A 26,819-nucleotide genomic window follows, 5' to 3' on the forward strand; every position below is an offset into this window, starting at 1 on the left:
TCTTTTTTTCAAAGTGCGGTAATAATTTGCCGGAATTTTTGCCCTTTGCCTTTGATTGAGCTTGTTGAGAAATATCGCTAAAATACACCGCACTTTTTCCCTCAAATTATTTTTATAGGATTTTTTATGTCACAGCCTCGTTTTGTACATTTGCGTGTACACAGTGATTTTTCCATGATTAACGGCATTACTAAGGTAAAACCTTTGATAAAAGCCTGTGTGCAACATGAAATGGTGGCAATGGCATTGACTGATTTTACTAACTTTTGTGGCTTAGTTCGTTTTTATGGTGAAGCACAATCCTCAGGCGTTAAACCTATTATCGGTGCTGATGTTCTCGTGAAAAGTGATTTGTTGGGAGATGAACTTTTTGAACTGACGTTATTAGCCAAAAATAACGAGGGTTATCATAATATTACCTTATTACTTTCGAAGGCTTATGAACGTGGTTATTATAATTTACCTTACATTGATCAGTCTTGGTTGGCAGAACATCATGAGGGAATTATCATTTTATCCGGTGGTCGCAATGGCGATGTAGGGAAAAAATTACTGAAAAATAATTCTGCTGATGTGGAAACTGCGGTAGCTTTTTATCAAGAATATTTTCCCGACCACTTTTATTTAAGTTTAAGTCGCACCGGTCGATCCGATGAAGATCGCTATATTCAATCTGCTTTAATACTTGCACAGCAAAAACAATTACCTTTAGTAGCAACAAATGATGTGTGTTTTTTAAGTCCGGAGGATTTTGAGGCACATGAAATTCGAGTTGCCATTCATGATGGTTACACTCTTGATGATCCGAAACGCCCGAAATTATACAGTTCACAACAATATTTCCGCTCGGAGCAAGAAATGTGTGAGCTGTTTGCTGATATTCCTACCGCACTTGAAAATACCTTACTAATTGCTCAGCGTTGTAATGTTACTGTGCGTTTAGGTACTTATTTCTTGCCACAATTCCCAACAGGCGAGTTAAGTACAGAAGACTTTTTAATTCAAAAATCGAAAAAAGGCTTAGAGGAACGTTTAAAAGTTTTATTTCCTGATCCTCAAGTGCGGTCAGAAAAACGAGCAGTTTATGATGAACGTTTACAAACAGAATTAGACGTAATTAACCAAATGGGCTTTCCCGGTTATTTTTTGATCGTGATGGAGTTTATTCAGTGGTCAAAAGATAATGATATTCCTGTAGGACCAGGACGTGGTTCCGGAGCAGGTTCTTTAGTCGCCTATGCGTTAAAAATTACCGATTTGGATCCTCTTGAATTTGATTTGCTTTTTGAGCGTTTTCTCAATCCTGAACGTGTTTCTATGCCGGATTTTGATGTGGATTTCTGTATGGACAAGCGAGATCGTGTGATTGAGCATGTTGCAGAAACTTATGGGCGTGGAGCGGTTTCGCAAATCATCACATTTGGAACAATGGCGGCAAAAGCGGTTATTCGTGATGTGGGGCGTGTATTGGGACACCCTTATGGTTTTGTGGATCGTATTGCTAAATTAATTCCCGCCGATCCGGGTATGACCTTGACAAAGGCTTTTGAGGCAGAACCGAGATTATCCGAAATTTATAACAATGATGAAGAAGTGAAAGCCTTAATTGATATGGCAAGAAAATTGGAGGGAGTAACACGTAATGCGGGTAAACATGCGGGCGGTGTAGTTATTTCTCCTAGTTTAATTACAGATTTCTCACCTCTATATTGCGACTCGGAAGGGAAACATCCTGTTACACATTTTGATAAAAATGATGTTGAATATGCAGGATTAGTGAAATTTGACTTTTTAGGCTTACGCACGCTGACCATTATTAAATGGGCATTGGATATGATTAACGCTCGTTTGGTTAAAGAGGGTAAAAGTGCGGTAGATATTTCGACAATTCCTTTAAATGATCCCGATTCATTTAACTTGTTAAAAAAAGCTGAAACCACAGCAGTCTTCCAGCTGGAGTCGAGGGGAATGAAAGATCTTATCAAGAAACTTCAGCCCGACTGTTTTGAGGATATTATTGCACTTGTAGCATTATTCCGCCCCGGTCCTTTAGAGTCTGGAATGGTGCAAAACTTTATCGATCGTAAACACGGAGTGGAACCTGTTTCTTATCCTGATGTTAAGTATCAACATGAATCCCTTAAGCCGATTTTAGAACCTACCTATGGGGTTATCGTTTATCAAGAACAAGTCATGCAAATTGCACAAGTACTGGCGGGATACAGCCTTGGCGGTGCGGATTTATTGCGTAGAGCGATGGGTAAGAAAAAACCTGAAGAAATGGCGGCACAACGAGATATTTTTGAAAAAGGTGCGATAGCAAAAGGGATTGATGGCGATTTAGCCATGAAAATCTTTGACTTAGTGGAAAAATTCGCCGGTTATGGTTTTAATAAATCTCATTCTGCCGCTTATGCTTTGGTTTCTTATCAAACCCTTTGGTTAAAAAAACATTATCCCGCTGAATTTATGGCAGCGGTGATGACCTCAGAGATGGATAACACAGACAAGATCGTGAGCTTTTATGATGAGTGTTTACGTATGGGTCTCACTATTGTTCCCCCTGATATTAATACAGGCAAACATCATTTTAGTGTGAATGATAATGGTGAAATTGTTTATGGTATTGGTGCGATAAAAGGCGTTGGAGAAGTCCCAATAAATGCAATAGTTTCAGCCCGTGAACAAGGCGGAATTTTTAAAGATTTATTCGATCTTTGTGCGAGAGTAGATTTAAAACAGATTAATCGTCGCACCTTTGAAAATCTAATTAAATCCGGTGCGTTTGATAAATTGGGTCCACATCGAGCCGCACTTGCTCAAAATTTGGAAGATGCGTTGAAAGCATCGGATCAGCATGCAAAAGATGAGGCGATAGGACAGGTTGATATGTTTGGTGTACTAACTTCAAGCCATGAAGATGTTGAAACCGCTTATGCACACACGCCACGTTGGAGCGAGAAACAAATTTTAGACGGTGAGCGTGAAACATTAGGTTTGTATTTAAGCAGTCATCCGATTACTCGTTATTTAAAAGAGTTGTCTCATTACAGTTCGACACGTTTAAATGAGTTATCTCCAAACACTCGAGGCAAAATAAGTACTGTTTGCGGTTTAATTGTAGCATTAAGATTTGCAGTGACGAAAAAAGGAAACCGATTAGGTATTGCAACTTTAGATGACCGTTCCGGGCTTTTAGATATAACGTTGTTTGCTGATGCTTTAGAACGTTTTGGTGATAAATTACAGAAGGACACCGTTGTTATTGTTTCCGGTACAGTCAGTTTTGATGATTTTTCTCAAGGGCTAAAAATGTCTGTACGAGAGTTAATGACTTTAGATGAAGCTCGTAGTCGTTATGCAAAAAATTTAGCCATCAGCTTATCCCAAGAGCAAATAACACCGCACTTTATTCGCCAACTCAAAGGAATTATTGAACCTTGTAGCGGCGGTTCTTTGCCAATACATCTTTACTATCAAAGTAAAGACGGACGAGCTTTGATACGCTTCGGTGTGCAATGGTCTGTTTATCCAACAGATGAGTTATTGAGTGCACTGGTAACAATGTTAGGAGAAAATGCGGTTGAGCTTGAATTTGACTAAATAGATCTACCAAATTTTACTTTTACTGATACATAAAGAAGTAATTTGCTAGACAAAAATGCTTTTTTTTGTTACGTTCCACAGGCTTGCTGAATTTGCAAAAATATTTTGCTAATTTTTCCTATCCTAGTATCTGATTTAATAATATATACAGGAACAACAATCAAAAAAAGGGGTTAATATGACTTTTGGTACTTATGAAACAGTGGCATTAGCCTGTTTGGTTTTATTACTGGGCTATTTTTTAGTGAAACGTGTACATTTCTTGAGCGAATACAATATTCCGGAGCCGGTGGTTGGTGGCTTTATTGTGGCTATTATCTTAAGCATTGTGCATCACTTTTGGGATATGAGTTTTAGTTTTGATACTAAATTACAGACTACAATGATGTTAGTGTTCTTTAGCTCAATTGGTCTAAGTGCCAACTTTGCTCGTCTAGCGAAAGGCGGTAAACCTCTCGTTATCTTTTTATTCGCCGCACTTGGTTTAATTATTCTACAAAATACAGTCGGTATCGGAACCTCTATGCTTGTTGGTTTAGATCCTGCTTACGGGTTAATCGCAGGCTCCGTTACATTAACGGGTGGCCATGGTACAGGAGCTGCTTGGGCAGAAACTTTAAGTAATCGTTTTGGCATTCAAGGGGCATTGGAACTGGCAATGGCTTGTGCGACATTCGGTTTGGTTTTTGGGGGGATTATCGGTGGACCGGTAGCCAGATTCTTATTGAAACGCTTGCATAAAGCGGAAGTACCGGAAGATGAAAATGTGGACGATATAGAAGAGGTATTTGAAAAGCCCGTATATGGCCGCAAAATCAATACTCGTTCAATTATTGAAACCATTACGATGATGTCCGTGTGTCTGATTGTCGGGCAATATTTAGATGTGCTTACAAAAGGAACCGCACTTCAATTACCGACGTTTGTTTGGTGTTTATTTACCGGTACGGTAATTCGTAATGCACTCGCTCATGTTGTGAAGTTCAAAGTAGCGGATGAGGCAATTGATGTGTTAGGTACAGTGGGTTTATCACTATTTTTAGCTATCGCATTGATGTCTTTAAAACTTTGGGAATTGGCTGGATTAGCATTACCAATTTTAGTCGTACTGTTAGCACAGGTTGTGGTAATGGCTACCTATTCTATTTTTGTGACTTATCGCATGATGGGACGTGATTATGATGCCGTTGTATTAAGTGCAGGGCATTGTGGTTTCGGCTTGGGGGCGACACCAACAGCCGTTGCGAATATGCAAGCAGTTACTTCTCATTTCGGACCGTCCCACAAAGCGTTTTTAATTGTGCCTATGGTTGGTGCATTCTTTATCGATCTGTTAAATAGCGTAGCATTAAACATCTTTTTAAATATTGTTGATGTTTTACATTAATTAAAATATGGATAAAAATACCGCACTTTTTAAAAAAGTGCGGTATTTTTTATTTATTTCCTAAGTTTGACCAATTCAACTTTGTGGTTTTCTCCTTTTTTTAGGATTAAATTCGCTCGTTCTCTTGTCGGTAAAATATTTTGTTTCAAATTTAAGCCATTAATATTATCCCAAATTTGACTTGCGGTTTCGATGGCTTCCTGTTCAGATAAGTTGGCATAATGTTTAAAGTAAGAATTCGGATCTGTAAAAGCACTGCGACAAAATTTTAGAAAGCGTTTTATATACCATTCTTTTAATTGATCCTCCTCTGCATCAACAAAAATTGAAAAATCAACAAAATCAGATACGAACATTTGATTTGATTTATTAGACCCAATTTGCAAAACATTAAGACCTTCTAAAATTAAAATATCCGGACGATCAACAATATCAAATTGGTTGGGTATAATGTCGTAGGTTAAATGAGAATAAATTGGTGCTTTAACATTTTTTTTACCCGATTTAATATCAGCTAAAAAACGAATTAATCGCTGAGTATCATACGAAATAGGGAACCCTTTTTTTTGCAACAAATTTTTCTTCTGTAATATTTCCAGTGGATATAAAAATCCATCAGTGGTAATTAAGTCTACCTTTCTTGCAACGGGCCAATTGGCCAATAGCGATTGTAGAATTCGGGCTGATGTACTTTTACCCACCGACACACTACCTGCAATACTAATGATATAAGGTACTTTAGGATTATGCCCGCTGAGAAAACGTTTGAGGACAGTCTGCCGTCGTAAATTTTCCTCTATATAGTAATTAATCAGACGAGCAAGAGGTAAGTAAATTGTACTCACCTCCTCTAAAGAAAGCTCCTCATTAAAACCCAATAGTGGCTTCAAATCCTGCTCTGTTAGTTTCAAAGGTACTGATTTTCGCAATTCAGCCCACTGTTGCCGATTAAAAGTTAAAAAAGGCGTTAAGTGGTCAGAAAGTTTAATAGTGTTGAGTTCTTCCACGATAAATTCTACTTAAAATGACAGAAAGAGATAAAAATATACATTATAAATGCTAAAACAAGTATCTGGAAAGAGACTAAATCAACTGTTTTTTTCACAATTTTTATATATTTTGCCTGATTATTAATCGAATAATAAAAAAAGTGTTTTTTTTTCGAAAAAAGACTTGTCAGGGGTAATTTTTTCCATATAATACGCCTCACTTGCTTACGATGCCGACTTAGCTCAGTAGGTAGAGCAACTGACTTGTAATCAGTAGGTCACCAGTTCGATTCCGGTAGTCGGCACCATTCTAAAGTAAACAAGTATTCATTTTTGCGTGGAGGGATTCCCGAGCGGCCAAAGGGAGCAGACTGTAAATCTGCCGGCTCAGCCTTCGAAGGTTCGAATCCTTCTCCCTCCACCATTCTTAATAATGAATTCTGATGGGACAGTTGAATTATGGACTGCGGGCATCGTATAATGGCTATTACCTCAGCCTTCCAAGCTGATGATGCGGGTTCGATTCCCGCTGCCCGCTCCAGGCGCTGATATAGCTCAGTTGGTAGAGCGCACCCTTGGTAAGGGTGAGGTCGGCGGTTCAAATCCGCCTATCAGCACCACTTCTTGTTTCAACTATCCTTTTAATTAAACCGTAAATCATACATTAGGTTAATGTGGTGTTATTGTACCATCGATAACCGTGTTTTTTAGAGGGACTCTCAATGTCTAAAGAAAAATTTGAACGTACAAAACCGCACGTAAACGTGGGTACAATCGGCCACGTTGACCACGGTAAAACAACTTTAACAGCAGCGATCACGACTGTATTATCCAAACACTTTGGTGGTGCAGCACGTGCATTTGACCAAATTGATAACGCACCGGAAGAGAAAGCACGTGGTATCACTATCAACACTTCACACGTTGAATATGATACAGCGACACGTCACTACGCACACGTTGACTGTCCGGGACATGCTGACTATGTAAAAAATATGATTACAGGTGCGGCACAAATGGACGGAGCTATTTTAGTGGTAGCGGCAACAGACGGTCCAATGCCACAAACTCGTGAGCACATCTTATTAGGTCGTCAGGTAGGTGTACCGTACATCATCGTATTCTTAAACAAATGCGATATGGTAGATGACGAAGAATTATTGGAATTGGTTGAGATGGAAGTACGTGAATTACTTTCTCAATACGACTTCCCGGGCGATGACACACCAATTGTACGTGGTTCAGCATTACAAGCATTAAATGGAGTTGCTGAGTGGGAAGAAAAAATTCTTGAATTAGCGTCTCACTTAGACAACTATATTCCGGAGCCTGAGCGTGCGATTGACCAACCGTTCTTATTACCGATTGAAGATGTTTTCTCAATTTCAGGACGTGGTACAGTAGTAACCGGACGTGTAGAGCGTGGTATTATCCGTACTGGTGAAGAAGTTGAAATTGTCGGTATTAAAGAGACAACAAAAACCACAGTGACGGGTGTAGAAATGTTCCGTAAATTATTAGACGAAGGTCGTGCGGGAGAAAACATTGGAGCATTATTACGTGGAACAAAACGTGAAGAAATTGAACGTGGTCAAGTATTAGCGAAACCGGGTTCAATTACACCGCATACAGACTTTGAATCGGAAGTGTATGTGTTGTCAAAAGAAGAAGGTGGACGTCATACACCATTCTTCAAAGGTTACCGTCCACAATTCTATTTCCGTACTACTGACGTAACAGGTACAATTGAATTACCGGAAGGTGTTGAAATGGTCATGCCTGGCGATAACATCAAAATGACAGTAAGCTTAATTCACCCGATTGCGATGGACCAAGGTTTACGTTTTGCGATTCGTGAAGGTGGACGTACTGTAGGTGCGGGTGTTGTTGCTAAGATTATTAAGTAATACCGAATTCCTATTTGTATAGGTTTCGACAGAAAAGGGATCTTATAGATCCCTTTTTCATTAAGATTAAAAATAGCACGTAATTTATATTTTTTGATAGGCAATAAAATAAGAAAGTGCTAAAATTGCTCGTTCAAATAGGATTCCAGTATAAAATTAAATGATGGACTAATTTATGGCATTAGAAATTACAAAAAATAAAGCAGCTCCGGAAATTGAGCAAAAATCGAAAGGTCTGAATGGCTTTTTATGGTTGTTAGTGGTTGCTATTGTTATTGTGGCGGCTGTAAGTAATATTTACTTAGTAGAAAAATTTTCAACAGCTCTTCGTGTTGTGGGTATTGTTGTTGCTTTACTTATTGCTTTAGGTATCGCCGCTATTACTAATCAAGGTATGAAAGCCAGAAGATTTTTTTCCGATTCTCGTATTGAGCTGAGACGAATCACATGGCCTACTCGCCCTGAGGCAATGCAAACAACATTAATTGTATTTGCTGTGACTGTAATAGCATCATTAATTTTATGGGGATTGGATTCGGTTATCGTTTCATTAATTACATTTTTAACGGATTTAAGGTTCTAATATGACAGAAAATACAGCCAAAAAACGCTGGTATGTCCTTCAAGCATTTTCCGGTTTTGAAGGTCGTGTTGCTGCGACATTACGAGAATATATTAAATTACATCAAATGGAAGAACAGTTTGGTGAAGTATTAGTTCCAACAGAAGAAGTAGTTGAAAATGTTGGTGGTAAACGTCGTAAAAGTGAGCGTAAATATTTCCCTGGTTATGTTTTAGTTCAAATGGAAATGAATGACTATACTTGGCAGTTAGTCCGCAGTGTTCCACGAGTGATGGGATTTATCGGTGGAACACCAGATAAACCGGCACCTATTTCACAAAAAGAAGCCGAACGTATTCTTAATCGTGTACAAGAAACCGCAGATAAGCCTCGTCATCGCAAAGAGTTTCAACCTGGTGAAGAAATTCGTGTTACTGAAGGACCGTTTGCCGATTTCAATGGTACGGTTGAAGAAGTGGACTACGACAAAGGGCGTCTTAAAGTTTCTGTTTTAATCTTTGGTCGAGCAACTCCGGTTGAACTCGAATTCAGTCAAGTTGAGAAAGCAAACGGTTAAGTTCTTTTAATTTTATATCTCTTTTCCAAACCCGGCATTTGCCGGGTTTTTATTCATATATGACTTCAAGAGTATATGAAGTCTTTGCTCTTCATTTAGTAGTCTAAACACATTCTTTTGACAAGCTGGTTGTTATTTTATCAGGATAAAAACTTTCTGATTAATAAACGACCATATCATCACGATGAATAGCAACAGAACCATATTCATAACCGAGGATCTGTTCAATATCTTGCGATTTTTTTCCTTTTATTTGTATGAGAGAATCGCTGTTATAGCGAGGTACGCCCAAAGCAATTTTTTTACCGTTCGTGCTACAAATTTTAACAACTTCACCACGAGAAAAACATCCTTCAACGCTGATAATACCTGCAGGTAATAGAGATTTATGCTGAATCAATACCGCACTTTCTGCTCCCTCATCAATAGTTACTATACCTGCAACCGGTGCAGCAAAGATCCACTGTTTACGGCTTTCCAAGCGATCTGTCTGCACAACAAATTTTGTGCCGATGTCTTTTCCATAAGCCAAATTGACGATGACATTTTCAAGATTACCCTGTGCAATAATGGTTTCAACACCGGAACGAGTCGCTATGTCAGCAGCACTAATTTTTGTTGTCATTCCTCCCGTCCCTAACGTTGTCCCACTTCCTCCTGCAATAGAGCGGATATGATCAGTAATTTTATCAACTATGGAAATCAGTTTTGCTTGAGGATTTTTTCTTGGATCACTATCAAATAATCCACGTTGATCTGTTAGCAAGTAGAGTTGTTCTGCTTGTGCCAAAATAGCCACTAATGCAGAAAGGTTGTCATTATCCCCCACTTTAATTTCAGCGGTTGCAACCGCATCATTTTCATTAATTACCGGAATAATTCGGTTATCTAATAAAGCATGTAACGTATCTCTTGCGTTCATAAAACGTTCACGATCTTCAATGTCCGCTCGAGTTAACAGAATTTGCCCAATATGAATATCATAAATAGCGAAAAGTTGTTCCCACGTTTGAATGAGTTGACTTTGTCCTACTGCTGCTAGTAATTGCTTTGAGGCAATTGTTGGAGGAAGTTGCGGATGATTGAGATAATGTCGCCCCGCTGCCATCGCTCCGGAGGTAACAATAATTATACGAAAGCCTGATCGATGCAACTGTGTGATTTGACGCACAATTTCCATCATGTGAGGGCGATTTAATTTTGATGAACCTTGCGTTAAGGTGCTGGTACCAAATTTTACCACAATAGTTTTATTTGTTTTTTGTGTTTCCATAGTTGTCTTTACCTGAAAAATTTCCCCATAAGTTACCATTAAAGTTAGGAAAAATCATGCGATTTTCATTGCTGTTTTATGATTTAAAACAAAATTGATACAGAAGAAAGGCATATAATAAGTGCGGTCATCTTTTTTAATAGAATGAGGTGTTTTTATGAATACTACAGAGGATAATAGCTCATTTCAACAACGAGAAATAACAAGAACTTGTGCACAAGTTGCACAGATGTTATTGCAGCATGGTGCAGAAAGTACATTGATTGTACAAATGGCACAACGTTTAGGTTTTGCATTGGGAATAGATAGTGTGGAATGTGCACTGACACCTAATGCCGTCATTATTACTACATTATATGATCACAATTGCATTACTACGGTACGCAAAAACCTTGATAAAGGCATTAATATGCAAGTGGTAACAGAGGTACAACGCTTGGTAATTATGGCAGAAAAAGGACTATATGATCTGCAACAGATTCGCAAAAAATTAGATGGTATTAAGCCTTTAAAATACAATCGTTTTGTAGTTGTTACTATGATCGGATTGTCCTGTGCTTGCTTTGCCCATTTATCTGGTGGAGATATAATCGTTTTTTTAATCACATTTATCGCCTCATCTATCGCTATGTTTATTCGTCAAACTTTAGCTTTGCGTCATTATAATCCTTTGATTGTTTTTGCTATAACCGCTTTTGTTGCCTCTATGGTGGCGGGTTTGGCTGTTAAATATGAATTAGGTAATGATCCGCAAATAGCCTTAGCCTCAAGTGTACTGTTATTAGTACCGGGGTTTCCATTGATCAATTCGCTTGCCGATATTCTAAAAGGACATATTAATATGGGAATTGCACGTTGGACTTTGGCAACAGTATTAACTTTTGGTACTTGTTTAGGAATTGTATTTGCACTAAGTTTTTTACATATTGCCAATTGGGGGCGTTAATCATGGACCTTATCTTAAAGTTATTAGATGATATGTTTTTTGCAGCTATTCCTGCCGTCGGATTTGCTTTAGTGTTTAATGTACCTAAGAATGTTTTAAAATATTGTGCATTTTTGGGGGCATTGGGGCATGGGACAAGAACTTTCTTAGTACATTTCGATATTCCTTTAGTTTTTGCGACTTTTATAGCTGCCAGTGTGGTTGGGTTTATTGGCGTATATTTATCGCATCGTTATTTGGCTCACCCGAAAGTTTTTACTGTCGCAGCGGTTATTCCAATGATCCCAGGCGTTTTCGCTTATAAAGCCATGATCGCAATTGTTCATTTGCATCATTATGGTTTCAATGAACAACGTATAGCACAAATGACGGAATATTTTCTCAAAACAGGTTTCCTCATTGGAGCACTTGTTTTTGGCCTAGCATTACCCGGCTTATTGTTTTATCGACACAAACCTGTAGTATAGTCACTCTCGCTGATAAACTTTTTTGATTTTTGATAAGGAAGAAGGAAAGTAAATGAAACTAAGTATAATTGTTGCTATGACAAAAAATCATGTGATTGGCAAAAATAATCAAATGCCTTGGCATTTGCCGGCTGATCTTGCTTGGTTTCGTCAAAATACTGGCGGAAAACCCATCATTATGGGGCGAAAAACCTTTGAAAGTATCGGTCGTCCCTTACCGAATAGAACCAATATTGTACTTTCTCGTTCGCCTTATGAACACGATGGCATTATTTGGAAAGACAATCTACAAAGTGCGGTAGATTTTGTGCGAGAAAATCATCATGAAATTATGTTGATTGGCGGGGGCGAATTATTTAAGCAATACCTTCCTCAAGCAAATAAATTATATTTAACGGAAATTCAAACAGAACTTGAGGGAGATACTTTCTTTCCTGAATTTAATTGGCAAGAATGGCAGATTGAATTTGAGCAACAACGTCCGGCAGATGAGAAAAATCCTTATGCTTGTCGTTTTCTAATTTTAAACAGAAAGTAAGCTTATGCTGCATTCTTTTACCATTGTATATTTATACGTATAATGTGCGACAATTTTCAAGAAATTTTTATTTTTAGGCGATGTTATGCAACTTATTCGTGGTTTTCATAATTTACCCGAGCCTTTAAAACAGCAGGGTTGTGCTGTAACTATTGGTAATTTTGATGGTGTTCATTTAGGGCATCAATCTATTTTGCAACATTTAAAAGCGAAAGCAAAACAACTGAATTTGCCCGTTGTAGTGATGTTATTTGAACCTCAACCTTATGAGTATTTTCAAGGTGATCAGGCACCGGCAAGGCTTATGCGTTTACGAGATAAACTCGCCTATTTGGCACAGTTAGGTGTAGATTATGTTTTCTGCGTTAAATTCAACCGCACTTTTGCCCAATTAAGTGCGGAGCAATTTATTTCAGATTGTTTAGTGAAACATCTGAAGATGAAGTTTTTAAGCATTGGTGATGACTTTCGGTTTGGTTTAAATCGAGAAGGCGACTTTCGACTTCTGCAAAAAAAAGGGCAACAACAAAGCTTTATAGTGGAAGATAATCGAAGTTTACAATTAAATGACCAGCGTATTAGTAGCACCGCCATTCGCCAAGCCTTATCAGAAGATAATTTAGCGTTGGCAGAAAAGTTACTGGGTAAGCCATATCGTATTTATGGACGAGTTGCTCATGGCAATAAATTAGGACGAACTATTGGTTTTCCCACTGCAAACATTTATTTACATCGGCAAGTTAATCCAATTAAAGGTGTATACGTTGTAAAAGTGCGGTTAAAAAATGGCGATATTTTTCAAGGAGTTGCCAACATTGGCAAGCGACCTACTATCAATGGCGTAAAACAATTATTGGAAGTGCATTTGTTTAACTTTGATCGTGATTTGTATGGTCAATCCTTGCAAATTGAATTTTGCCATAAAATTCGCCATGAAAAAAAATTTCCTTCTCTAAATGCCCTTAAAAATCAGATTGAAAATGATGTTGTTGTGGCAAAAAAGTATTTTCAGCAAGTCTTGAACCTTTGACCGTTAAGGATTTATGCGTATAATGCTAAATCGCTTTTGCTTATTTTCTTGTTGCAAATAAATTATGTTAATGCAAGAAATTCTGTTAGGACATTTCATGAAAAAGTTAAAAAATTTGTTGCTGATTTCGGGTACATTTATTCCCTGCTTGAGTTTTGCCCAAAATATCATTTTAGACGGTTATAAAGATCTTAAATTCGGCATGACCTATCAACAAATTGCCGACTCTAAATTATGCACCGGTTGGGAATATTACCAGCCATTAAATTCTTATAAATGTCAGCATTTTTTATTTAACGGCAATAATCGAGAGGCAACCGCTTATTTTAATGGACAAGTATTGAACAGTATTGCAATTGACATTTTGAATTATAGCCAAAACAGACCGCCCTTCCCACGTGAAGTACAAGAAGTGAAAGATATTTTAAATGGATTGCCCCAAAAGTATGGTCCGCCGACAAAAGTAGTATGCGGTGCAGATTATGCTCGGTCAAATGAAGAATGCAATATTAATACTACAGATATTAATTTTGATGATTATTGGATGGTTGAATTTCTGAATGGACAAATTCGTTTGGTAAATTCGGTAAATCAATGGGTTATCCTTGTGTATTCCAGTGCGAAAACAATCTTGGATTCATTATAAAGTTGAGAAATAATTAATATGACAGACTACAAAAACACTCTAAATCTCCCTGAAACGGGTTTTCCAATGCGAGGTGATCTGGCTAAACGTGAGCCAGATATGTTGAAGAACTGGTATGATAAAAATTTATACCAAAAAGTGCGAGAAGCCTCTAAAGGTAAGAAAACCTTTATTTTGCACGACGGACCTCCTTATGCAAACGGTACACTTCACCTTGGTCATGCCGTCAATAAAATTTTGAAAGACATTATTATGAAATCTAAGACCGCACTTGGCTTTGATACACCTTATGTGCCGGGTTGGGATTGTCATGGTTTACCGATTGAGTTAAAAGTAGAAGGTTTGGTAGGTAAGCCGAACGAGAAAATTTCAGCAGCAGAGTTTCGTCAGGCTTGTCGTGATTATGCAAAAGAACAAGTTGAAGGTCAAAAAGCGGACTTTATCCGTATGGGCGTACTGGGAGATTGGGATAATCCTTATCTTACAATGAATTTTGAAACTGAAGCAGAAATTATCCGCACTTTAGGTAAAGTGATTCAAAATGGTCACCTTTACAAAGGTTCAAAACCTGTTCATTGGTGCTTAGATTGTGCTTCATCACTGGCTGAAGCGGAAGTGGAATATGAAGACAAAGTTTCGCCATCAATCTATGTGCGTTTTGCGGCGGTAAGTGCGGCGGAGGTTGAAGAAAAATTCAATGCACTTGGTAAAGGTCAAGGAGCATTGTCTGCGATCATTTGGACGACAACACCTTGGACATTACCGTCTAACCGTGCGATTGCAGTGAATGCAGAATTGGAATATCAGCTTGTTCAACTTGGTAACGAGCGTGTCATCTTGGCGACAGAATTAGTGCAAACGGTACAAAATGCGTTAGGAATTGAGCAGATACAAATTTTAGGTTCGGCAAAAGGTGGCGATTTAGAACTTATCCGCTTTAATCACCCATTCTACGATTTTTCTGTCCCTATGATTCTAGGCGATCACGTTACCGTTGATGGGGGTACAGGTTTAGTTCATACCGCTCCGGATCACGGTCAAGATGACTTTGTGGTATCAAAAAAATATGGTTTGGAAATGGCTGGGTTGGTGGCAAATGACGGTAAATTCATTTCTTCAACGCCATTCTTTGCCGGTAAAGGCGTATTTGAAGCCAATGATTTGGTATTGGAAAAATTGAAAGAAACGGGTGCATTGCTTAAATTGGAACGTATTAAACATAGCTATCCACACTGCTGGCGACACAAAACACCCATTATTTTCCGGGCTACACCACAATGGTTTATCGGTATGGAAACGCAAGATTTGCGTATAAAAGCATTAAGCGAAATTAAATCTGTGCGTTGGATTCCAAGTTGGGGGGAAGCTCGCATTGATAAAATGGTAGCAAACCGTCCGGACTGGTGTATTTCTCGCCAACGTACTTGGGGGGTACCGATGACTATGTTCGTACATAATGAAACGGAAGAGTTACACCCTCGCACGTTAGAATTACTTGAAGACATAGCAAAACGTGTTGAAAAAGCAGGTATTCAAGCTTGGTGGGATCTCGATCCTGCGGAATTACTGGGTGAAGAGGCAAAAACTTATCATAAAGTGCCGGATACGCTTGACGTGTGGTTTGACTCGGGATCAACTTATGCTTCCGTGGTAGAGCAACGCCCTGAATTTAACGGTAAATCTACGGATATGTATTTAGAAGGGTCAGACCAACATCGTGGCTGGTTTATGTCTTCGTTGATGTTATCTACTGCAACTAACAATAAGGCACCTTATAAGCAAGTACTTACCCATGGTTTTACGGTGGATGAAAAAGGTCGGAAAATGTCCAAATCTCTCGGTAATGTTATTGTGCCAAGTGAAGTTTGGAACAAAAACGGGGCGGATATTTTACGTTTATGGGTAGCGTCCACTGATTACACAGGAGAAATTGCCGTTTCACACAAAATCTTAAACAGTGCAGGCGACACTTACCGCCGTATCCGTAACACTGCTCGTTTTTTACTAGCAAATCTAAACGGATTTGATCCAAAAAACGACCTAGTTAACCCTGAAGAAATGATTTCTCTTGATCGCTGGGCAGTAAGTTGTGCTTTAGAAGCACAAAACGAAATCAAAGAAGCTTATGATAACTATCAATTCCACACAGTTGTACAACGCTTAATGCGTTTTTGTTCAATTGAGATGGGATCATTTTATTTGGATATTATCAAAGATCGCCAGTATACAACTAAGGCGGATAGCCTTGCTCGTCGCAGTTGCCAAACGGCATTATGGCATATTTCAGAAGCTCTTGTGCGTTGGATTGCACCGATTTTATCTTTTACTGCTGATGAAATTTGGGGCTACTTGCCAAAACTGGATAATCGTGCTGAATTCGTCTTTACCGAGGAATTTTATGATGGTTTGTTTGGGCTAGATGAAAGCGATAAATTGGACGATACTTACTGGCAACAGTTATTAAAAGTACGTGCCGAAGTGAACCGTGTATTAGAACAAGCACGTAACGACAAATTAATTGGAGCAGGACTTGAAGCTAAAGTCACCGTCTATGCAAGCGAGGAAATTCGTCCATTACTGGAACAACTCGGTAATGAGTTACGCTTTGTGTTGATTACCTCACAAGTCGTAGTGAAACCGTTGTCGAAAGCCGATGTAGCTGAAAGCGAATTGACAGGCTTAGCGATAAAAGTGGAACGTGCCGATGGGGAAAAATGCCCTCGTTGCTGGCACTTTGCTACAGACATCGGATCAAATAAGGAACATTCTCACATTTGCGGACGTTGTATCGAAAACGTAGAAGGTAGCGGAGAGCAACGTCAATTTGCCTGATTGATATTGAATACTGACATTTTCCTAAAATCGCAACTTGACATATTTATTAGATTACTCATTTAAGATTTTGTGATGTTTTGAGTAAAAAATAAAAAGGCGTATCAAAATACGCCTTCTATAACTAATAAACAATTGGATAATCGTTAGAAACGGTAGTTAAGATTTAAGCCATACAGATTGGCTCGTGCTGTTGATTGATAATCTGCATCTATTCTACCTACTTCATAATTATCTTTGCTTGTAAATGAGTGGTTCTCTTTAAATTTCTGTTTTTTACCGCGTAAATGAGCAAAGCCCATGTCGACAGAAAGATTTGGTGTGAAATGATAGGTTGCCCCTAAGCTGTACCAAGTGCGGTCGGTATCCGGAATGGAAGCAGTTGGGTGGTCGGCGGATTCATCATAAGCAATACCTGCACGTAAAGTTAATTTATCATTCACATCATAAGTTGCCCCTAAAGCTACACGAGAACTGTCATGAAAGTTTTCATCTTTATGAAAAGCGACTTCACCATTGGAATAAGCGGCATGCAAACTTTGTAAACGGCTCCATTGCGTATATTTATAGCTGTAGTGCATAGCAAATTTTGCTGTTAATTGGTGGAAACCGGAAATTTCGAAATAGCTCGGTAAATGTAAAGTTAACTTACCTTTTGCACGATGAAGCTTAATCTCTTCTTTGCCAAGTATATAACCCAATGTATCATTATCTTTAAAATCAATATCTACTTTAGAATGGTAGGCAATACCGATACGATTATCTTGATTAAATTCATAAACCGCACCGATATTCCAACCCAATCCCCATGCATTGTTATCTTGTAAGCGTGCTACAGTACTGTTTTCATGAAATGTTAGGCTAGATGCCGATGATACTATTGATGGAGAGAGTAAAATAAGCAGATCATTGTCATCACTACGTAAACTATCAATAGTTTTCTTTAAAATCCCTGCACGGCGTTCAAATTTCGCTTTGGCATAAATGGCATTTAATCCTGCACCAACGCTTAATCCTTTGCTGACACGATATGAACCGCTTAAATTCAAATTAATAGAATCCATCTCGCTTGTTCCACCCAAAACACCGCCAACATAATCATCTTTATATTTACTTCTCAAACTAAAGTTCATATTCATGCCTGCACCGATGGCAAATTTATCATTAATAGGGGTTACAAAATACAGATTGGGAATAAGGGTATTCGGGACGATATTTTTTTGATTGGCTTTAACATTTAGAATATCAGGAGAAGAAGGAATTGGTGATGTGCTAACGTCTATTTTTCCGTTTACATTAATGTTGGAATCAACGTATACCCCCCCATGAGAATTGTTTCGCTTTAAACAAACTCATTAATGCAGGGTTGGTTGCTACAACGGCGGCATTATCAGCAATTGCCGCTTCACCTGCATAAGCACGCCCCAAACCGGAACTGGATACCTCGGCGAGTTGGAAAGCAGACGCATTGACATAACTCGCTGATAATGCCAACGCTGAAGCGATGAGAGATTTAGTAAAAGTGATTTTTTTCTTCATTTTTGTATTACCTATCTGTTTTGGGGTTAAAATTTCTCAAATTCTAGAGAAAATTCCAAACAATGGCAATATAAGTAAATAAATTTTATCCTCTAATTTATTCAATTTTGCTGGAAAAGAGCGGTTAAAATACAACAGAATAATCGAACTAAACTCACATAGAATTTAATTTTATCGCAACGTGCCGTAAATCTCCGTCTTTCAGAGCGTGGATATAAGGTATAAAGTAAGATATAATCCTTCCGCCGTTAGAGAGATGTTTAAGATTTTACAATAACGGCTATCAAAGTAGATCCTGCGAAACAGAACGCACGAGCGTTTAATCGCAAGATAATTTAAATTGGGTGTTATATTACGCCCGTTTTTCATCTATTGGAAACCATATGAATTTATCAAAAACAGGACTTCCATTTCTTTGGATAAGTGCGGTTGCTTTTTTTACTGATTTAATAACAAAACTCGCTGTAGTAAAAAATTTTTCTTTATACGAAAGTATTAATATATTGCCTTTCTTTAATTTAACTTACGTGCGTAATCACGGGGCAGCCTTTAGCTTTTTGGCTGACCATGCAGGTTGGCAAAAATACTTTTTTATTTTATTGGCTTTAGTCGTTTCCTTCATGATTTTATTTTTCTTATATAAAAATCAAGCAACACAGAAACTACAAAATACAGGCTATGCGTTAATGGTTGGTGGAGCTTTGGCAAACGCAGCCGATAGAGCTTATCATGGCTTTGTGGTAGATTTTTTTGATTTTTATTGGAAACAATGGCATTACCCCGTATTTAATATCGCTGATGTTGCAATTTGTATTGGTGCCGGATTATTGGCTATTGATGCTTTTAAGCAAAACGATAAAAAAGAGAGCAGGCAGAACTAATGAAAATCATTTTGGCTAATCCTCGTGGTTTTTGTGCCGGTGTTGATCGAGCTATTAGTATTGTGGAGCTGGCATTAGAAATTCACGGAGCACCTATTTATGTGCGTCATGAGGTTGTACATAATCGTTTTGTTGTGGATGGATTGCGTGATCGTGGGGCAATTTTTGTAGAAGAATTAGACGAAGTGCCTAATGGTGCTATTGTAATTTTTTCTGCACATGGCGTTTCGCAAGCTGTTCGTCAAGAGGCTAAAGAGCGGAATTTAAAAGTATTTGATGCCACTTGTCCTTTAGTGACAAAGGTGCATATGCAAGTTGCTCGTGCCAGCCGTAAAGGAACAAAAGCCATTCTCATTGGGCATGAAGGACACCCCGAAGTTATTGGCACAATGGGACAATATGATAACGATAAGGGCGGTATTTATTTAGTAGAAGATGTGGAAGATATTGCCAAACTGACTTTACGGAATGATGAAGACATCACGTTTATGACACAAACCACATTATCAATTGATGATACTGCCGATGTCATTGAGGTACTAAAACAAAAATATCCGGCCATTCAAGGTCCTCGCAAAAATGATATTTGCTATGCAACAACTAATCGACAACAAGCCGTTCGTGAATTAGCCGAATTGTCCGATTTAGTTATTGTGGTCGGTTCTAAAAACTCATCAAATTCCAATAGATTAGCTGAACTTGCTTCAAGAATGGGAGTTACTGCAAAATTAATTGATGATGCAAATGATATTGAGGTGAGTTGGTTAAATAATGTGAAAGTTATTGGCTTAACAGCCGGTGCTTCAGCTCCGGAAATATTGGTTCAATCGGTGATTTCCCGTTTAAAAGAATTAGGTGTTGATGAAGTGGATGAGCTTGAAGGTTGCGAAGAAAATACCGTTTTTGAAGTGCCGAAAGAGTTGCGAATTAACAAAGTTGAGTAGAAAAAATGCCATTTAGTATGGCATTTTTTATTTCATCTGAATACCTCTTGACGTCCTCCCCTAGCTAAAGCAAGGAGATTCCTACCAGCTCCCATTGCAAGCAATGGGCTACTCTCGGAGGGTTTCTGCTGCTGACCGCCAATGCGATTCACTTCACAGACGCTACGGGCACGTCCTGCCCTGATTATGCCGTCATTGAGAGTCTAAAGCGACCTCTGTTAGCAGTAAGAAGTATATCATATTTGTGCCTTATATCCACGCCCTAAAGGACGGGGCTACGGCACAGTCTGGTAAACACCTTTAGCTTAAGAGAACCGTCAAGCTAAGAAATATTTGTAAGCAGGACTGTCCGTTACATCTTGATAAGTATAAGCAAGTTCTTTTAAATGACCGTTGAAACGAATTTCATCATGCTCATCTAACTGAAAGCCTGCCAAAACGTTACCATAGTCTGCACCATAAGCACGATAATGGAAAAGGGAAATATTCCAATGCGTACCTAACATCATCAAGAATTTTAACAACGCACCTTTTTGCTCAGGAAACTCGAAATTATATAACCGCTCTTTGCTATTGCTGGTTGTTCGTCCTCCAATCATATAGCGAATATGGGTTTTCGCTATTTCATCATCAGAGAGATCCATAACTTTATAATCATTTTGTTCAAGTTGTTGAATAATTTCTAATTTTTCTTTTTCACTACTAATACGAACACCAACAAAAATACAGGCTTGTTCTTTATCGGCATAACGGTAGTTAAATTCGGTAACAGGGCGATCACCTAACAGATGACAAAAACGTAGGAAACTACCTTTTTCTTCAGGGATAGTTACAGCAAAAATTGCTTCGTGTTTTTCACCGATTTCACAGCGTTCTGACACATAACGCAATGTATGAAAATTTAAATTTGCACCGGACAAAATATTAACCAACGTTTCACCTTGAATATTATGTTCTTTCACATATTTTTTTAAGCCGGCTAATGATACGGCACCGGATGGCTCTGCAATAGCACGCACATTTTCAAACATATCTTTCATTGCCGCACACACTTCATCACTATCAACAAGTACAACATCATCAATATATTGTTGACATACACGGAAAGTTTCATTACCGATACGTTTTACCGCCACACCGTCAGCAAACAACCCGACACGCTCTAAATCTACCGGTTGACCAACTTTCAAAGCGGCGTGTAAACAAGCTGAATCTTTACTTTCTACCGCAATCACTTTAATGTCAGGCATTAATTGTTTAATTAAAACAGCCACGCCAGCTGCTAATCCGCCACCGCCAACAGGAACAAAAATACGATCAATATGACTGTTTTGCTGCAATAATTCCATGGCTAAAGAACCTTGACCTGCAATAACTGCAGGGTGATCAAAAGGCGGAATAAATGTCATACTTTTACTTTCAGAAAGCTCTATCGCTTTTGCTTTTGCCTCATCAAAGTTTGCACCATATAAAAGCACTTCGCCACCATAACCACGCACTGCATCTACTTTAATGCGGGGGGTATTTTGCGGCATAACAATCAATGCGTTTAATCCCAGATTTTTCGCTGACAGTGCGACACCTTGAGCATGATTTCCTGCGGAAGCGGTAATCACACCGGCATTTTTTTGCGGTTGGCTAAGACCGGCAATCATGGCATAAGCACCACGCAATTTAAAGCTATGAACTAATTGGCGATCTTCACGTTTAACTAAAACGGTATTACTTAAACGCTCAGAAAGTTTGAGCATAGGTTGTAAGGGTGTAACCTGTGCAAGTTCGTAAATTTTTGAACTTAAAATTGCTTTAAGGTACTCAGCACCAGAAGGCTGTTCGGTTAAATTACTTATCATATTCTTCACCATAACTTAGGATATTTCGTTTAAATATTAAAATCGGCATTACGCCAAGAATCTCTTTTTTCAACACACTTTGTTCTTCTAGATTACCATAACAACTATGCTGATGTAATGTACAAATGTACACTTTGCTTCATTAATGTATAGAATCCTTTTGTGTCCATTACATCTGCGAAGTTTTTTTTTAATTTCGTTATGCTATAATGATGCCTTAAAATTAAGATTAAGGTATTTTATGTTATCCGTATTTAATTTCATTGATCTTCTCGGTACATTTATCTTTGCCTTAAGTGGTGCGGTTGCAGGGGTGAAAAAACAATTTGATTTATTCGGTGTTTTTGTTGTCTCAGCAGTAACAGCGATAGGCGGTGGAATTATTCGAGATTTATGCCTATCAGCAACACCGCCGGCAGGCTTGGAAAATATCGCCTATCTATTAATTATCCTTTTAGCCGTGTGTTGCGTATCTTTTTTTCAAGAAAAAATAACGTCGTTCTCAAAGGTGAGCAACTTACTTGATGCCGTTGGATTAGGTTTTTTTGCAGCTTTCGGTGCAAATAAAACATGGTATCTAACGGAAAATATTCAATTATCCATTATTTTGGGCTGTATCAGTGCAGTGGGCGGTGGTTGTATCCGAGACATATTGACGGCAAAACCGCCGTTAATTTTTCAGTCTGAAATATATGCCAGTGCGGCAATTGTCGGTGCGACAATAGAATTATTGGGTTCAACCGGTTTAATTTCCCCTTTGCTAAGTCCATGGCTGGCAATTATAACCTGTACACTCATCAGAATGCTGGCGATAAAATATCGCATTCAGTTTCCTTTTATTAAAAATAAATCTTTGTAAAAAATAGACCGCATTTCCTCCGAATCATTTTTAACTAAAGCATGTTTTCCGCCAGAGCCAAACTCTGGCTTTCAGGCTGGCGAATATCAATTTTGATAACATGCTGAATTTCCATATAAACTAAAAATAATAATAAAAATTATTATCATTAATTGACATACACAGGATATTTTTATATAACTGGTCGTACATGTTTACACCATGAATTTAATCATAAATAACTAGGATAAAAATGATGACTAATAAATTTAAACTCACTGCGGTAGCGTTTTCCGTATTAAGCACTTGTGTTTATGCGGAAGAAATGCTCGATCAAATTAATGTAGAATATAAACTGCCACCTAAACAGGAAGTCTTTAAAAAAGCGGGGGCAACCAGTGTGAGAGAAAATATTTCCACGTCAACGCAATCCATTGATGACATCATCAGAACGGTACCGGGTGCGTTTACCAACCTTGATAAAAGTTCGGGGACAGTGTCGGTGAACGTTCGTGGTCAAACAGGATTTGGACGGGTGAATACGATGGTAGACGGTATTTCGCAAACCTTTTTTGCCACATCAGGAGATAACAGCGAAAAAGCCGGTGGAACCTCTCAATTCGGTGCAACCATTGACCCTGCGTTTATTACCAGTGTAGATATTCAACGAGGAAGTTTTGACGGTAAAGCGGGGGCTAATGCTCTAGTAGGTTCGGCAAATTTTAGAACAATCGGTGTTGATGATGTGATAAGTGAAGGCAGAAATGTGGGTGCTTTATTAAATGTTGGCGGAGGAACCAATGCAACCGGACCGAATTATATGGGTGCAGTTGCCTTTCGCTATCCTTTTTCCGATACAAGAACATTAGGTTTTATGTATGCCTATAGTTGGCGTAAAAGCTCGCAAGATTTTAAAGTGGGGGGGGGGGGTAGAAGTATAAAAGATGTTGACGCTGAAGAAGTGGGAAGAATAGTTAAAGAAGCTTGTAAAGGTGAGCCTTTTTGTAAAGAAGATGAAAAACGAAAACTCTATGGATTACAACCCTATGACCCAAGCAAATTACTCCACTATCCCCAAAGCCATTTAGCCAAAATCGAATATAACGATAAATATAATAAAGCTACCGCTCTTTATCGACCGCACTTTCAGGCAGAAATTTAGAGAATAAAAACTACCAGTTAAACTACCAACTAAAACCGAAAGAGAATTTACAATTTGAATTAATCTTGGCGGATAATACCTCTACGCAAACCTATCACAAGGGAAGCGTGTTTAATGGTAAAATGCTGAAAGATGTGTTGGAAAGCAAAAATAGTGCGAAAACCACGGATATAAATATGCATTTTTCTATTCCATTCACAGAAAAATTCTCTTATGAAGCAACATTAGGTGCCAATATCCTCAAAAATAAATACAGTAAAAATCGACATCCTCGTGAATTAGGTTATTATTTTGACGGCGGAGAACCTAATTCACGTGATTTCTGTGATTACGTTGGTAAGTATAAAAACGCATGTATATATCACGGTATAAGATCGAATACGTTCCAACCCGACGGCGAACAACGTTTTAAAACCCTCTATTTTGACCAAACCTTTAAATACGATATTTATACCTTAAAAGTCAATGCCAATCGCCAAATCTATAAATATAGCGGTGCAACTTTCCCTCGTGATCCTAGAGATAGAGTAACTAGATATTTTCCAGCTGACCCTGAACAAAAAACAAAAGATGGGTATACAGTTTACGTTAATGGTAATTCATCAGCAATAGTTCATAAGTATGGTTATGACGGTGCGATAAAATTTGGATGTTATCATTATGAAAATGACGAGGAACAATGGGTAGATGTTTATAACTGCCCGACTTTCTACTCTGTCCAAAAGGGGAATTCAAGAGCACATGATAACTATTCTATGTCTTTCTCTGCGGATTTTCACCCGCTCTTTTCGCCATTTGTAAGTTATGCCAAAACCCATCGGGTCCCGAATATCAAAGAGATGTATTTCTCCGAATTTGGTACATTAGCCATAAGACCCGATTTAAAATCAGAAAAAGCCAAAACCATTCAATTCGGCATTAACGGTTATAAAAATGGGATATTCTCGGATTTTGATGCACTAGGCTTTAAGGTTTTGGCGTATCAAACGAAAATCAGAGATTATATTATCAATATCAAACAAGAATGTAGTTCAAACGCTTGGAGAGGAGCAGATAAAGCACCGACTATTTATGACTGCGTTGGGCATCTTACGCATATTAACTATGAAGGTGGCAAAACAATCTTGAAAACAGAAATGGTAGACTCAGGGAGTGGTTTTAAGGTTCCTTTAAACCAACTCATTCCTGCTGATTCATCACCTATTGTTAAAATTCAGGGATTGGAACTTGAATTAAATTATGATATCGGTTGGTTCTATGCCAACTTATCTTATGCCAGACAAAAAACCAATCAGCCAAGTTCATATTCTGATTCCAGTAATAGCGTGGGGGACGATAGTGAAACCGGACAATATTTACAAGGGTTCGGCTTAAGTAAAATATCGTCTCTACCGAAAGATTACGGTTCCCTTGACCTAGGAACACGTTTATTTGACGGAAAATTAACATTAGGCGGTACTGCTAAATACTATGGTAAAAGCAAACGAGCCAGACTTGATAAAGCAGATGGCGATGTTATCTTGCCTGGAACTTTTACTTCTAGAAAGACTGGCGAGACATTTCTTACTTATGTAAGAATTAGCGGCACGGAAGAAATCAAAGCACAGCCAATAATTTTCGATTTTTACGCTATCTACCAACCAACGGAAAACTTAACTATTAAAGGCGAAATTCAAAATGCCTTTGATAAAAAATACATTAATCCGCTAGATGCGAATAACGACTCGGCAAACCAAATGACTTATGCTATGGGCGTGGGCGATGGATACCAGAAAGCCTTAAACAACTATTCAAAAGGACGCACATTTGTTTTAAATGTAAATTATAAATTCTAAAGCAGAGAAAACAGTTGTCTAAAAACTAGCTTAAAGCCTTATAGCACAAGGCTTTAAGCTTTATTTTTGAAAAATGAATAAACAACTGTTTTGCCAATAAAAGTAGCTTATACTAGTTTAAAGCAATATCACAATTATCTATTTACTTTCGAGAAATATTCTGAGTTAGATATTGAAAGGACAATAAATAGAACCAAGGGTCTTTTTAAAGAGTTAAAGCAAACGTTAAATAATCATAACGGATTAAAAAAGCACAACTTTATGTTTATAAAGTATTTTTTAAATAAAAGCTACAAACATAATCAAAAATAAGGTTGGCAACTATTTCTCTACTCTGCCTAAATGTTCAGATTACACAAAATACAGATAAAATCTAATCACTTGCTTGTAATTATTTGATTTACACGAACGTCAAAAACATCCATTTCCGCCGCTAATCCGGCTTGTACGCCCAAATCCGTATCTTCAAATACAAGGCATTTTAACGGATCAAGATTTAATAATTCTGCACAACGCAAAAATGTATCCGGCTCAGGTTTGTGATTAATCACGTCTTCCGCTGTCACAATAGCACCAAAATAAGACTGCAATTGAAATTTCTCTAAAAGCATTTCCGTAACGTAACGATGTGAACCTGTACCGAGAGCTAAAGGCTTTTGTCCAACATATTGTTTCACAATATCCGCAGCAGGCAATAAAGTAGCATTTTTCATGATTAATTCAATTCCATATTTACGCTTTAAACTAATCACATCTTCCATTAAATATAACGGCATTTGTGCTTTTTCCATTATGGCTTTGGCAATAGTTCTTACCGGAGCTCCCCCCAATTGATACATAACATCTCCATCCAAAGCATAGCCCATTTCAGCACCAACAAGCTCCCAAGCTTGTTTATGACAAGGCATAGTATCAATTACTGTGCCATCCATATCAAAAATTAATCCTTCATATCGTGCGATAATTTCCTTGTTTAACATCTTAATTCCTATCGTGTAAAATTTTGT

20 protein-coding genes, 4 tRNA genes and 1 pseudogene are annotated in these 26,819 nt (G+C 38.1%); 20 read left to right on the forward strand and 5 right to left on the reverse strand.

The features are described from left to right. The first annotated feature begins 126 nt into the window (after window positions 1-126). A complete protein-coding gene (dnaE, locus tag HNR69_RS01265; RefSeq protein WP_136122299.1) occupies window positions 127-3,603 on the forward strand; it encodes a DNA polymerase III subunit alpha in 3,477 nt (1,158 codons plus the stop codon). A gap of 181 nt (window positions 3,604-3,784) precedes the next feature. After that, complete coding sequence (gltS, locus tag HNR69_RS01270) at window positions 3,785-4,993, forward strand: sodium/glutamate symporter (RefSeq protein ID WP_136122298.1); 1,209 nt, start codon at window positions 3,785-3,787, stop codon at window positions 4,991-4,993. A 53-nt stretch (window positions 4,994-5,046) separates the two neighbouring features. On the opposite strand, the gene coaA is transcribed toward gltS, so the two are convergent. After that, window positions 5,047-6,000: a type I pantothenate kinase gene (gene coaA / locus HNR69_RS01275; RefSeq protein ID WP_012341464.1), complete on the reverse strand. Its 954-nt coding sequence runs from the start codon at window positions 5,998-6,000 to the stop codon at window positions 5,047-5,049. A 214-nt stretch (window positions 6,001-6,214) separates the two neighbouring features. Here coaA and HNR69_RS01280 point away from each other — a divergent pair. The 7 genes from HNR69_RS01280 to nusG all read left to right on the forward strand — a co-directional run bounded on the left by HNR69_RS01280 (window position 6,215) and on the right by nusG (window position 9,028). After that, window positions 6,215-6,290: transfer RNA gene (locus tag HNR69_RS01280), tRNA-Thr, on the forward strand. Between the two features lie 31 nt (window positions 6,291-6,321). Continuing rightward, window positions 6,322-6,406: transfer RNA gene (locus tag HNR69_RS01285), tRNA-Tyr, on the forward strand. 42 nt (window positions 6,407-6,448) lie between these two features. Continuing rightward, window positions 6,449-6,523 (forward strand) — tRNA-Gly (locus HNR69_RS01290). Between the two features lie 3 nt (window positions 6,524-6,526). Further along, window positions 6,527-6,602, forward strand: a tRNA-Thr gene (locus HNR69_RS01295). Window positions 6,603-6,704: 102 nt separating this feature from the next. Next, the gene (tuf, locus tag HNR69_RS01300; protein WP_011608348.1) at window positions 6,705-7,889 is read left to right on the forward strand and encodes an elongation factor Tu; all 1,185 of its coding nucleotides are present in this window, start codon (window positions 6,705-6,707) and stop codon (window positions 7,887-7,889) included. Window positions 7,890-8,064: 175 nt separating this feature from the next. Further along, the gene (gene secE / locus HNR69_RS01305) at window positions 8,065-8,472 is read left to right on the forward strand and encodes a preprotein translocase subunit SecE (RefSeq protein ID WP_012341445.1); all 408 of its coding nucleotides are present in this window, start codon (window positions 8,065-8,067) and stop codon (window positions 8,470-8,472) included. Window position 8,473: 1 nt separating this feature from the next. Then, a complete protein-coding gene (nusG, locus tag HNR69_RS01310) occupies window positions 8,474-9,028 on the forward strand; it encodes a transcription termination/antitermination protein NusG (protein ID WP_012341435.1) in 555 nt (184 codons plus the stop codon). A gap of 160 nt (window positions 9,029-9,188) precedes the next feature. Here nusG and proB read toward each other — a convergent pair whose 3' ends face one another. Beyond that, window positions 9,189-10,301, reverse strand: a complete 1,113-nt coding sequence (gene proB, locus HNR69_RS01315) for a glutamate 5-kinase (protein WP_136122303.1) — start codon at window positions 10,299-10,301, stop codon at window positions 9,189-9,191. 157 nt (window positions 10,302-10,458) lie between these two features. Between proB and HNR69_RS01320 the strand changes: the two genes are divergently transcribed. The 6 genes from HNR69_RS01320 (at window position 10,459) to ileS (ending at window position 16,760) form a co-directional block, all read left to right on the forward strand. Next, complete coding sequence (locus tag HNR69_RS01320; RefSeq protein WP_136121963.1) at window positions 10,459-11,247, forward strand: threonine/serine exporter family protein; 789 nt, start codon at window positions 10,459-10,461, stop codon at window positions 11,245-11,247. A gap of 2 nt (window positions 11,248-11,249) precedes the next feature. Continuing rightward, entirely contained in the window at window positions 11,250-11,714 is a 465-nt protein-coding gene (locus HNR69_RS01325) for a threonine/serine exporter family protein (RefSeq protein WP_075293997.1), read from the forward strand. Between the two features lie 52 nt (window positions 11,715-11,766). Further along, on the forward strand, window positions 11,767-12,252 hold the full coding sequence (gene folA, locus HNR69_RS01330; RefSeq protein WP_011608342.1) for a type 3 dihydrofolate reductase: 486 nt from the start codon (window positions 11,767-11,769) through the stop codon (window positions 12,250-12,252). A gap of 85 nt (window positions 12,253-12,337) precedes the next feature. Further along, entirely contained in the window at window positions 12,338-13,282 is a 945-nt protein-coding gene (ribF, locus tag HNR69_RS01335) for a bifunctional riboflavin kinase/FAD synthetase (RefSeq protein WP_011608341.1), read from the forward strand. 97 nt (window positions 13,283-13,379) lie between these two features. Then, a complete protein-coding gene (locus HNR69_RS01340; RefSeq protein WP_075293996.1) occupies window positions 13,380-13,928 on the forward strand; it encodes an HI_1492 family protein in 549 nt (182 codons plus the stop codon). Window positions 13,929-13,946: 18 nt separating this feature from the next. After that, on the forward strand, window positions 13,947-16,760 hold the full coding sequence (gene ileS, locus HNR69_RS01345) for an isoleucine--tRNA ligase (RefSeq protein ID WP_136122304.1): 2,814 nt from the start codon (window positions 13,947-13,949) through the stop codon (window positions 16,758-16,760). Between the two features lie 146 nt (window positions 16,761-16,906). Here ileS and HNR69_RS01350 read toward each other — a convergent pair. Then, a pseudogene (locus HNR69_RS01350) lies at window positions 16,907-18,299 on the reverse strand (porin). A 383-nt stretch (window positions 18,300-18,682) separates the two neighbouring features. Here HNR69_RS01350 and lspA point away from each other — a divergent pair. Together lspA and ispH are read left to right on the forward strand one after the other, a co-directional pair. After that, window positions 18,683-19,180 (forward strand): signal peptidase II, encoded by a 498-nt coding sequence (gene lspA / locus HNR69_RS01355; protein WP_075293993.1) that lies wholly within the window; start codon window positions 18,683-18,685, stop codon window positions 19,178-19,180. Then, window positions 19,180-20,124 carry a 4-hydroxy-3-methylbut-2-enyl diphosphate reductase gene (gene ispH / locus HNR69_RS01360; RefSeq protein ID WP_075293992.1) on the forward strand — a complete coding sequence of 315 codons (945 nt, stop codon included), beginning with the start codon at window positions 19,180-19,182 and terminating at the stop codon, window positions 20,122-20,124. Before lspA ends, ispH begins: the two co-directional genes overlap by 1 nt. Before the next feature lie 317 nt (window positions 20,125-20,441). On the opposite strand, the gene ilvA is transcribed toward ispH, so the two are convergent. After that, on the reverse strand, window positions 20,442-21,989 hold the full coding sequence (ilvA, locus tag HNR69_RS01365; protein WP_178384285.1) for a threonine ammonia-lyase, biosynthetic: 1,548 nt from the start codon (window positions 21,987-21,989) through the stop codon (window positions 20,442-20,444). Window positions 21,990-22,218: 229 nt separating this feature from the next. Here ilvA and HNR69_RS01370 point away from each other — a divergent pair, with 229 nt between their 5' ends. The 3 genes from HNR69_RS01370 to HNR69_RS01375 all read left to right on the forward strand — a co-directional run bounded on the left by HNR69_RS01370 (window position 22,219) and on the right by HNR69_RS01375 (window position 25,812). After that, the gene (locus tag HNR69_RS01370; protein WP_075293990.1) at window positions 22,219-22,836 is read left to right on the forward strand and encodes a trimeric intracellular cation channel family protein; all 618 of its coding nucleotides are present in this window, start codon (window positions 22,219-22,221) and stop codon (window positions 22,834-22,836) included. A 232-nt stretch (window positions 22,837-23,068) separates the two neighbouring features. Beyond that, the gene (locus tag HNR69_RS09530; protein WP_260156447.1) at window positions 23,069-23,977 is read left to right on the forward strand and encodes a TonB-dependent receptor plug domain-containing protein; all 909 of its coding nucleotides are present in this window, start codon (window positions 23,069-23,071) and stop codon (window positions 23,975-23,977) included. 107 nt (window positions 23,978-24,084) lie between these two features. Next, window positions 24,085-25,812: a TonB-dependent receptor domain-containing protein gene (locus HNR69_RS01375; RefSeq protein ID WP_331245821.1), complete on the forward strand. Its 1,728-nt coding sequence runs from the start codon at window positions 24,085-24,087 to the stop codon at window positions 25,810-25,812. A 377-nt stretch (window positions 25,813-26,189) separates the two neighbouring features. On the opposite strand, the gene HNR69_RS01380 is transcribed toward HNR69_RS01375, so the two are convergent. Continuing rightward, window positions 26,190-26,792 carry a beta-phosphoglucomutase family hydrolase gene (locus HNR69_RS01380; RefSeq protein ID WP_136122230.1) on the reverse strand — a complete coding sequence of 201 codons (603 nt, stop codon included), beginning with the start codon at window positions 26,790-26,792 and terminating at the stop codon, window positions 26,190-26,192. Between the last annotated feature and the right edge of the window lie 27 nt (window positions 26,793-26,819).

The sequence above is a fragment of the Histophilus somni genome, from assembly GCF_014202395.1.
Classification (GTDB): Bacteria; Pseudomonadota; Gammaproteobacteria; order Enterobacterales; family Pasteurellaceae; genus Histophilus; species Histophilus somni.

Coding starts and splice junctions, on each gene's coding strand:
- dnaE (WP_136122299.1), top strand. CDS start 127: ATGTCACAGCCTCGTTTTGTACATTTGCGTGTACACAGTGATTTTTCC.
- gltS (WP_136122298.1), top strand. CDS start 3,785: ATGACTTTTGGTACTTATGAAACAGTGGCATTAGCCTGTTTGGTTTTA.
- tuf (WP_011608348.1), top strand. CDS start 6,705: ATGTCTAAAGAAAAATTTGAACGTACAAAACCGCACGTAAACGTGGGT.
- secE (WP_012341445.1), top strand. CDS start 8,065: ATGGCATTAGAAATTACAAAAAATAAAGCAGCTCCGGAAATTGAGCAA.
- nusG (WP_012341435.1), top strand. CDS start 8,474: ATGACAGAAAATACAGCCAAAAAACGCTGGTATGTCCTTCAAGCATTT.
- proB (WP_136122303.1), bottom strand. CDS start 10,301: ATGGAAACACAAAAAACAAATAAAACTATTGTGGTAAAATTTGGTACC.
- HNR69_RS01320 (WP_136121963.1), top strand. CDS start 10,459: ATGAATACTACAGAGGATAATAGCTCATTTCAACAACGAGAAATAACA.
- HNR69_RS01325 (WP_075293997.1), top strand. CDS start 11,250: ATGGACCTTATCTTAAAGTTATTAGATGATATGTTTTTTGCAGCTATT.
- folA (WP_011608342.1), top strand. CDS start 11,767: ATGAAACTAAGTATAATTGTTGCTATGACAAAAAATCATGTGATTGGC.
- ribF (WP_011608341.1), top strand. CDS start 12,338: ATGCAACTTATTCGTGGTTTTCATAATTTACCCGAGCCTTTAAAACAG.
- HNR69_RS01340 (WP_075293996.1), top strand. CDS start 13,380: ATGAAAAAGTTAAAAAATTTGTTGCTGATTTCGGGTACATTTATTCCC.
- ileS (WP_136122304.1), top strand. CDS start 13,947: ATGACAGACTACAAAAACACTCTAAATCTCCCTGAAACGGGTTTTCCA.
- lspA (WP_075293993.1), top strand. CDS start 18,683: ATGAATTTATCAAAAACAGGACTTCCATTTCTTTGGATAAGTGCGGTT.
- ispH (WP_075293992.1), top strand. CDS start 19,180: ATGAAAATCATTTTGGCTAATCCTCGTGGTTTTTGTGCCGGTGTTGAT.
- ilvA (WP_178384285.1), bottom strand. CDS start 21,989: ATGGTGAAGAATATGATAAGTAATTTAACCGAACAGCCTTCTGGTGCT.
- HNR69_RS01370 (WP_075293990.1), top strand. CDS start 22,219: ATGTTATCCGTATTTAATTTCATTGATCTTCTCGGTACATTTATCTTT.
- HNR69_RS09530 (WP_260156447.1), top strand. CDS start 23,069: ATGATGACTAATAAATTTAAACTCACTGCGGTAGCGTTTTCCGTATTA.
- HNR69_RS01380 (WP_136122230.1), bottom strand. CDS start 26,792: ATGTTAAACAAGGAAATTATCGCACGATATGAAGGATTAATTTTTGAT.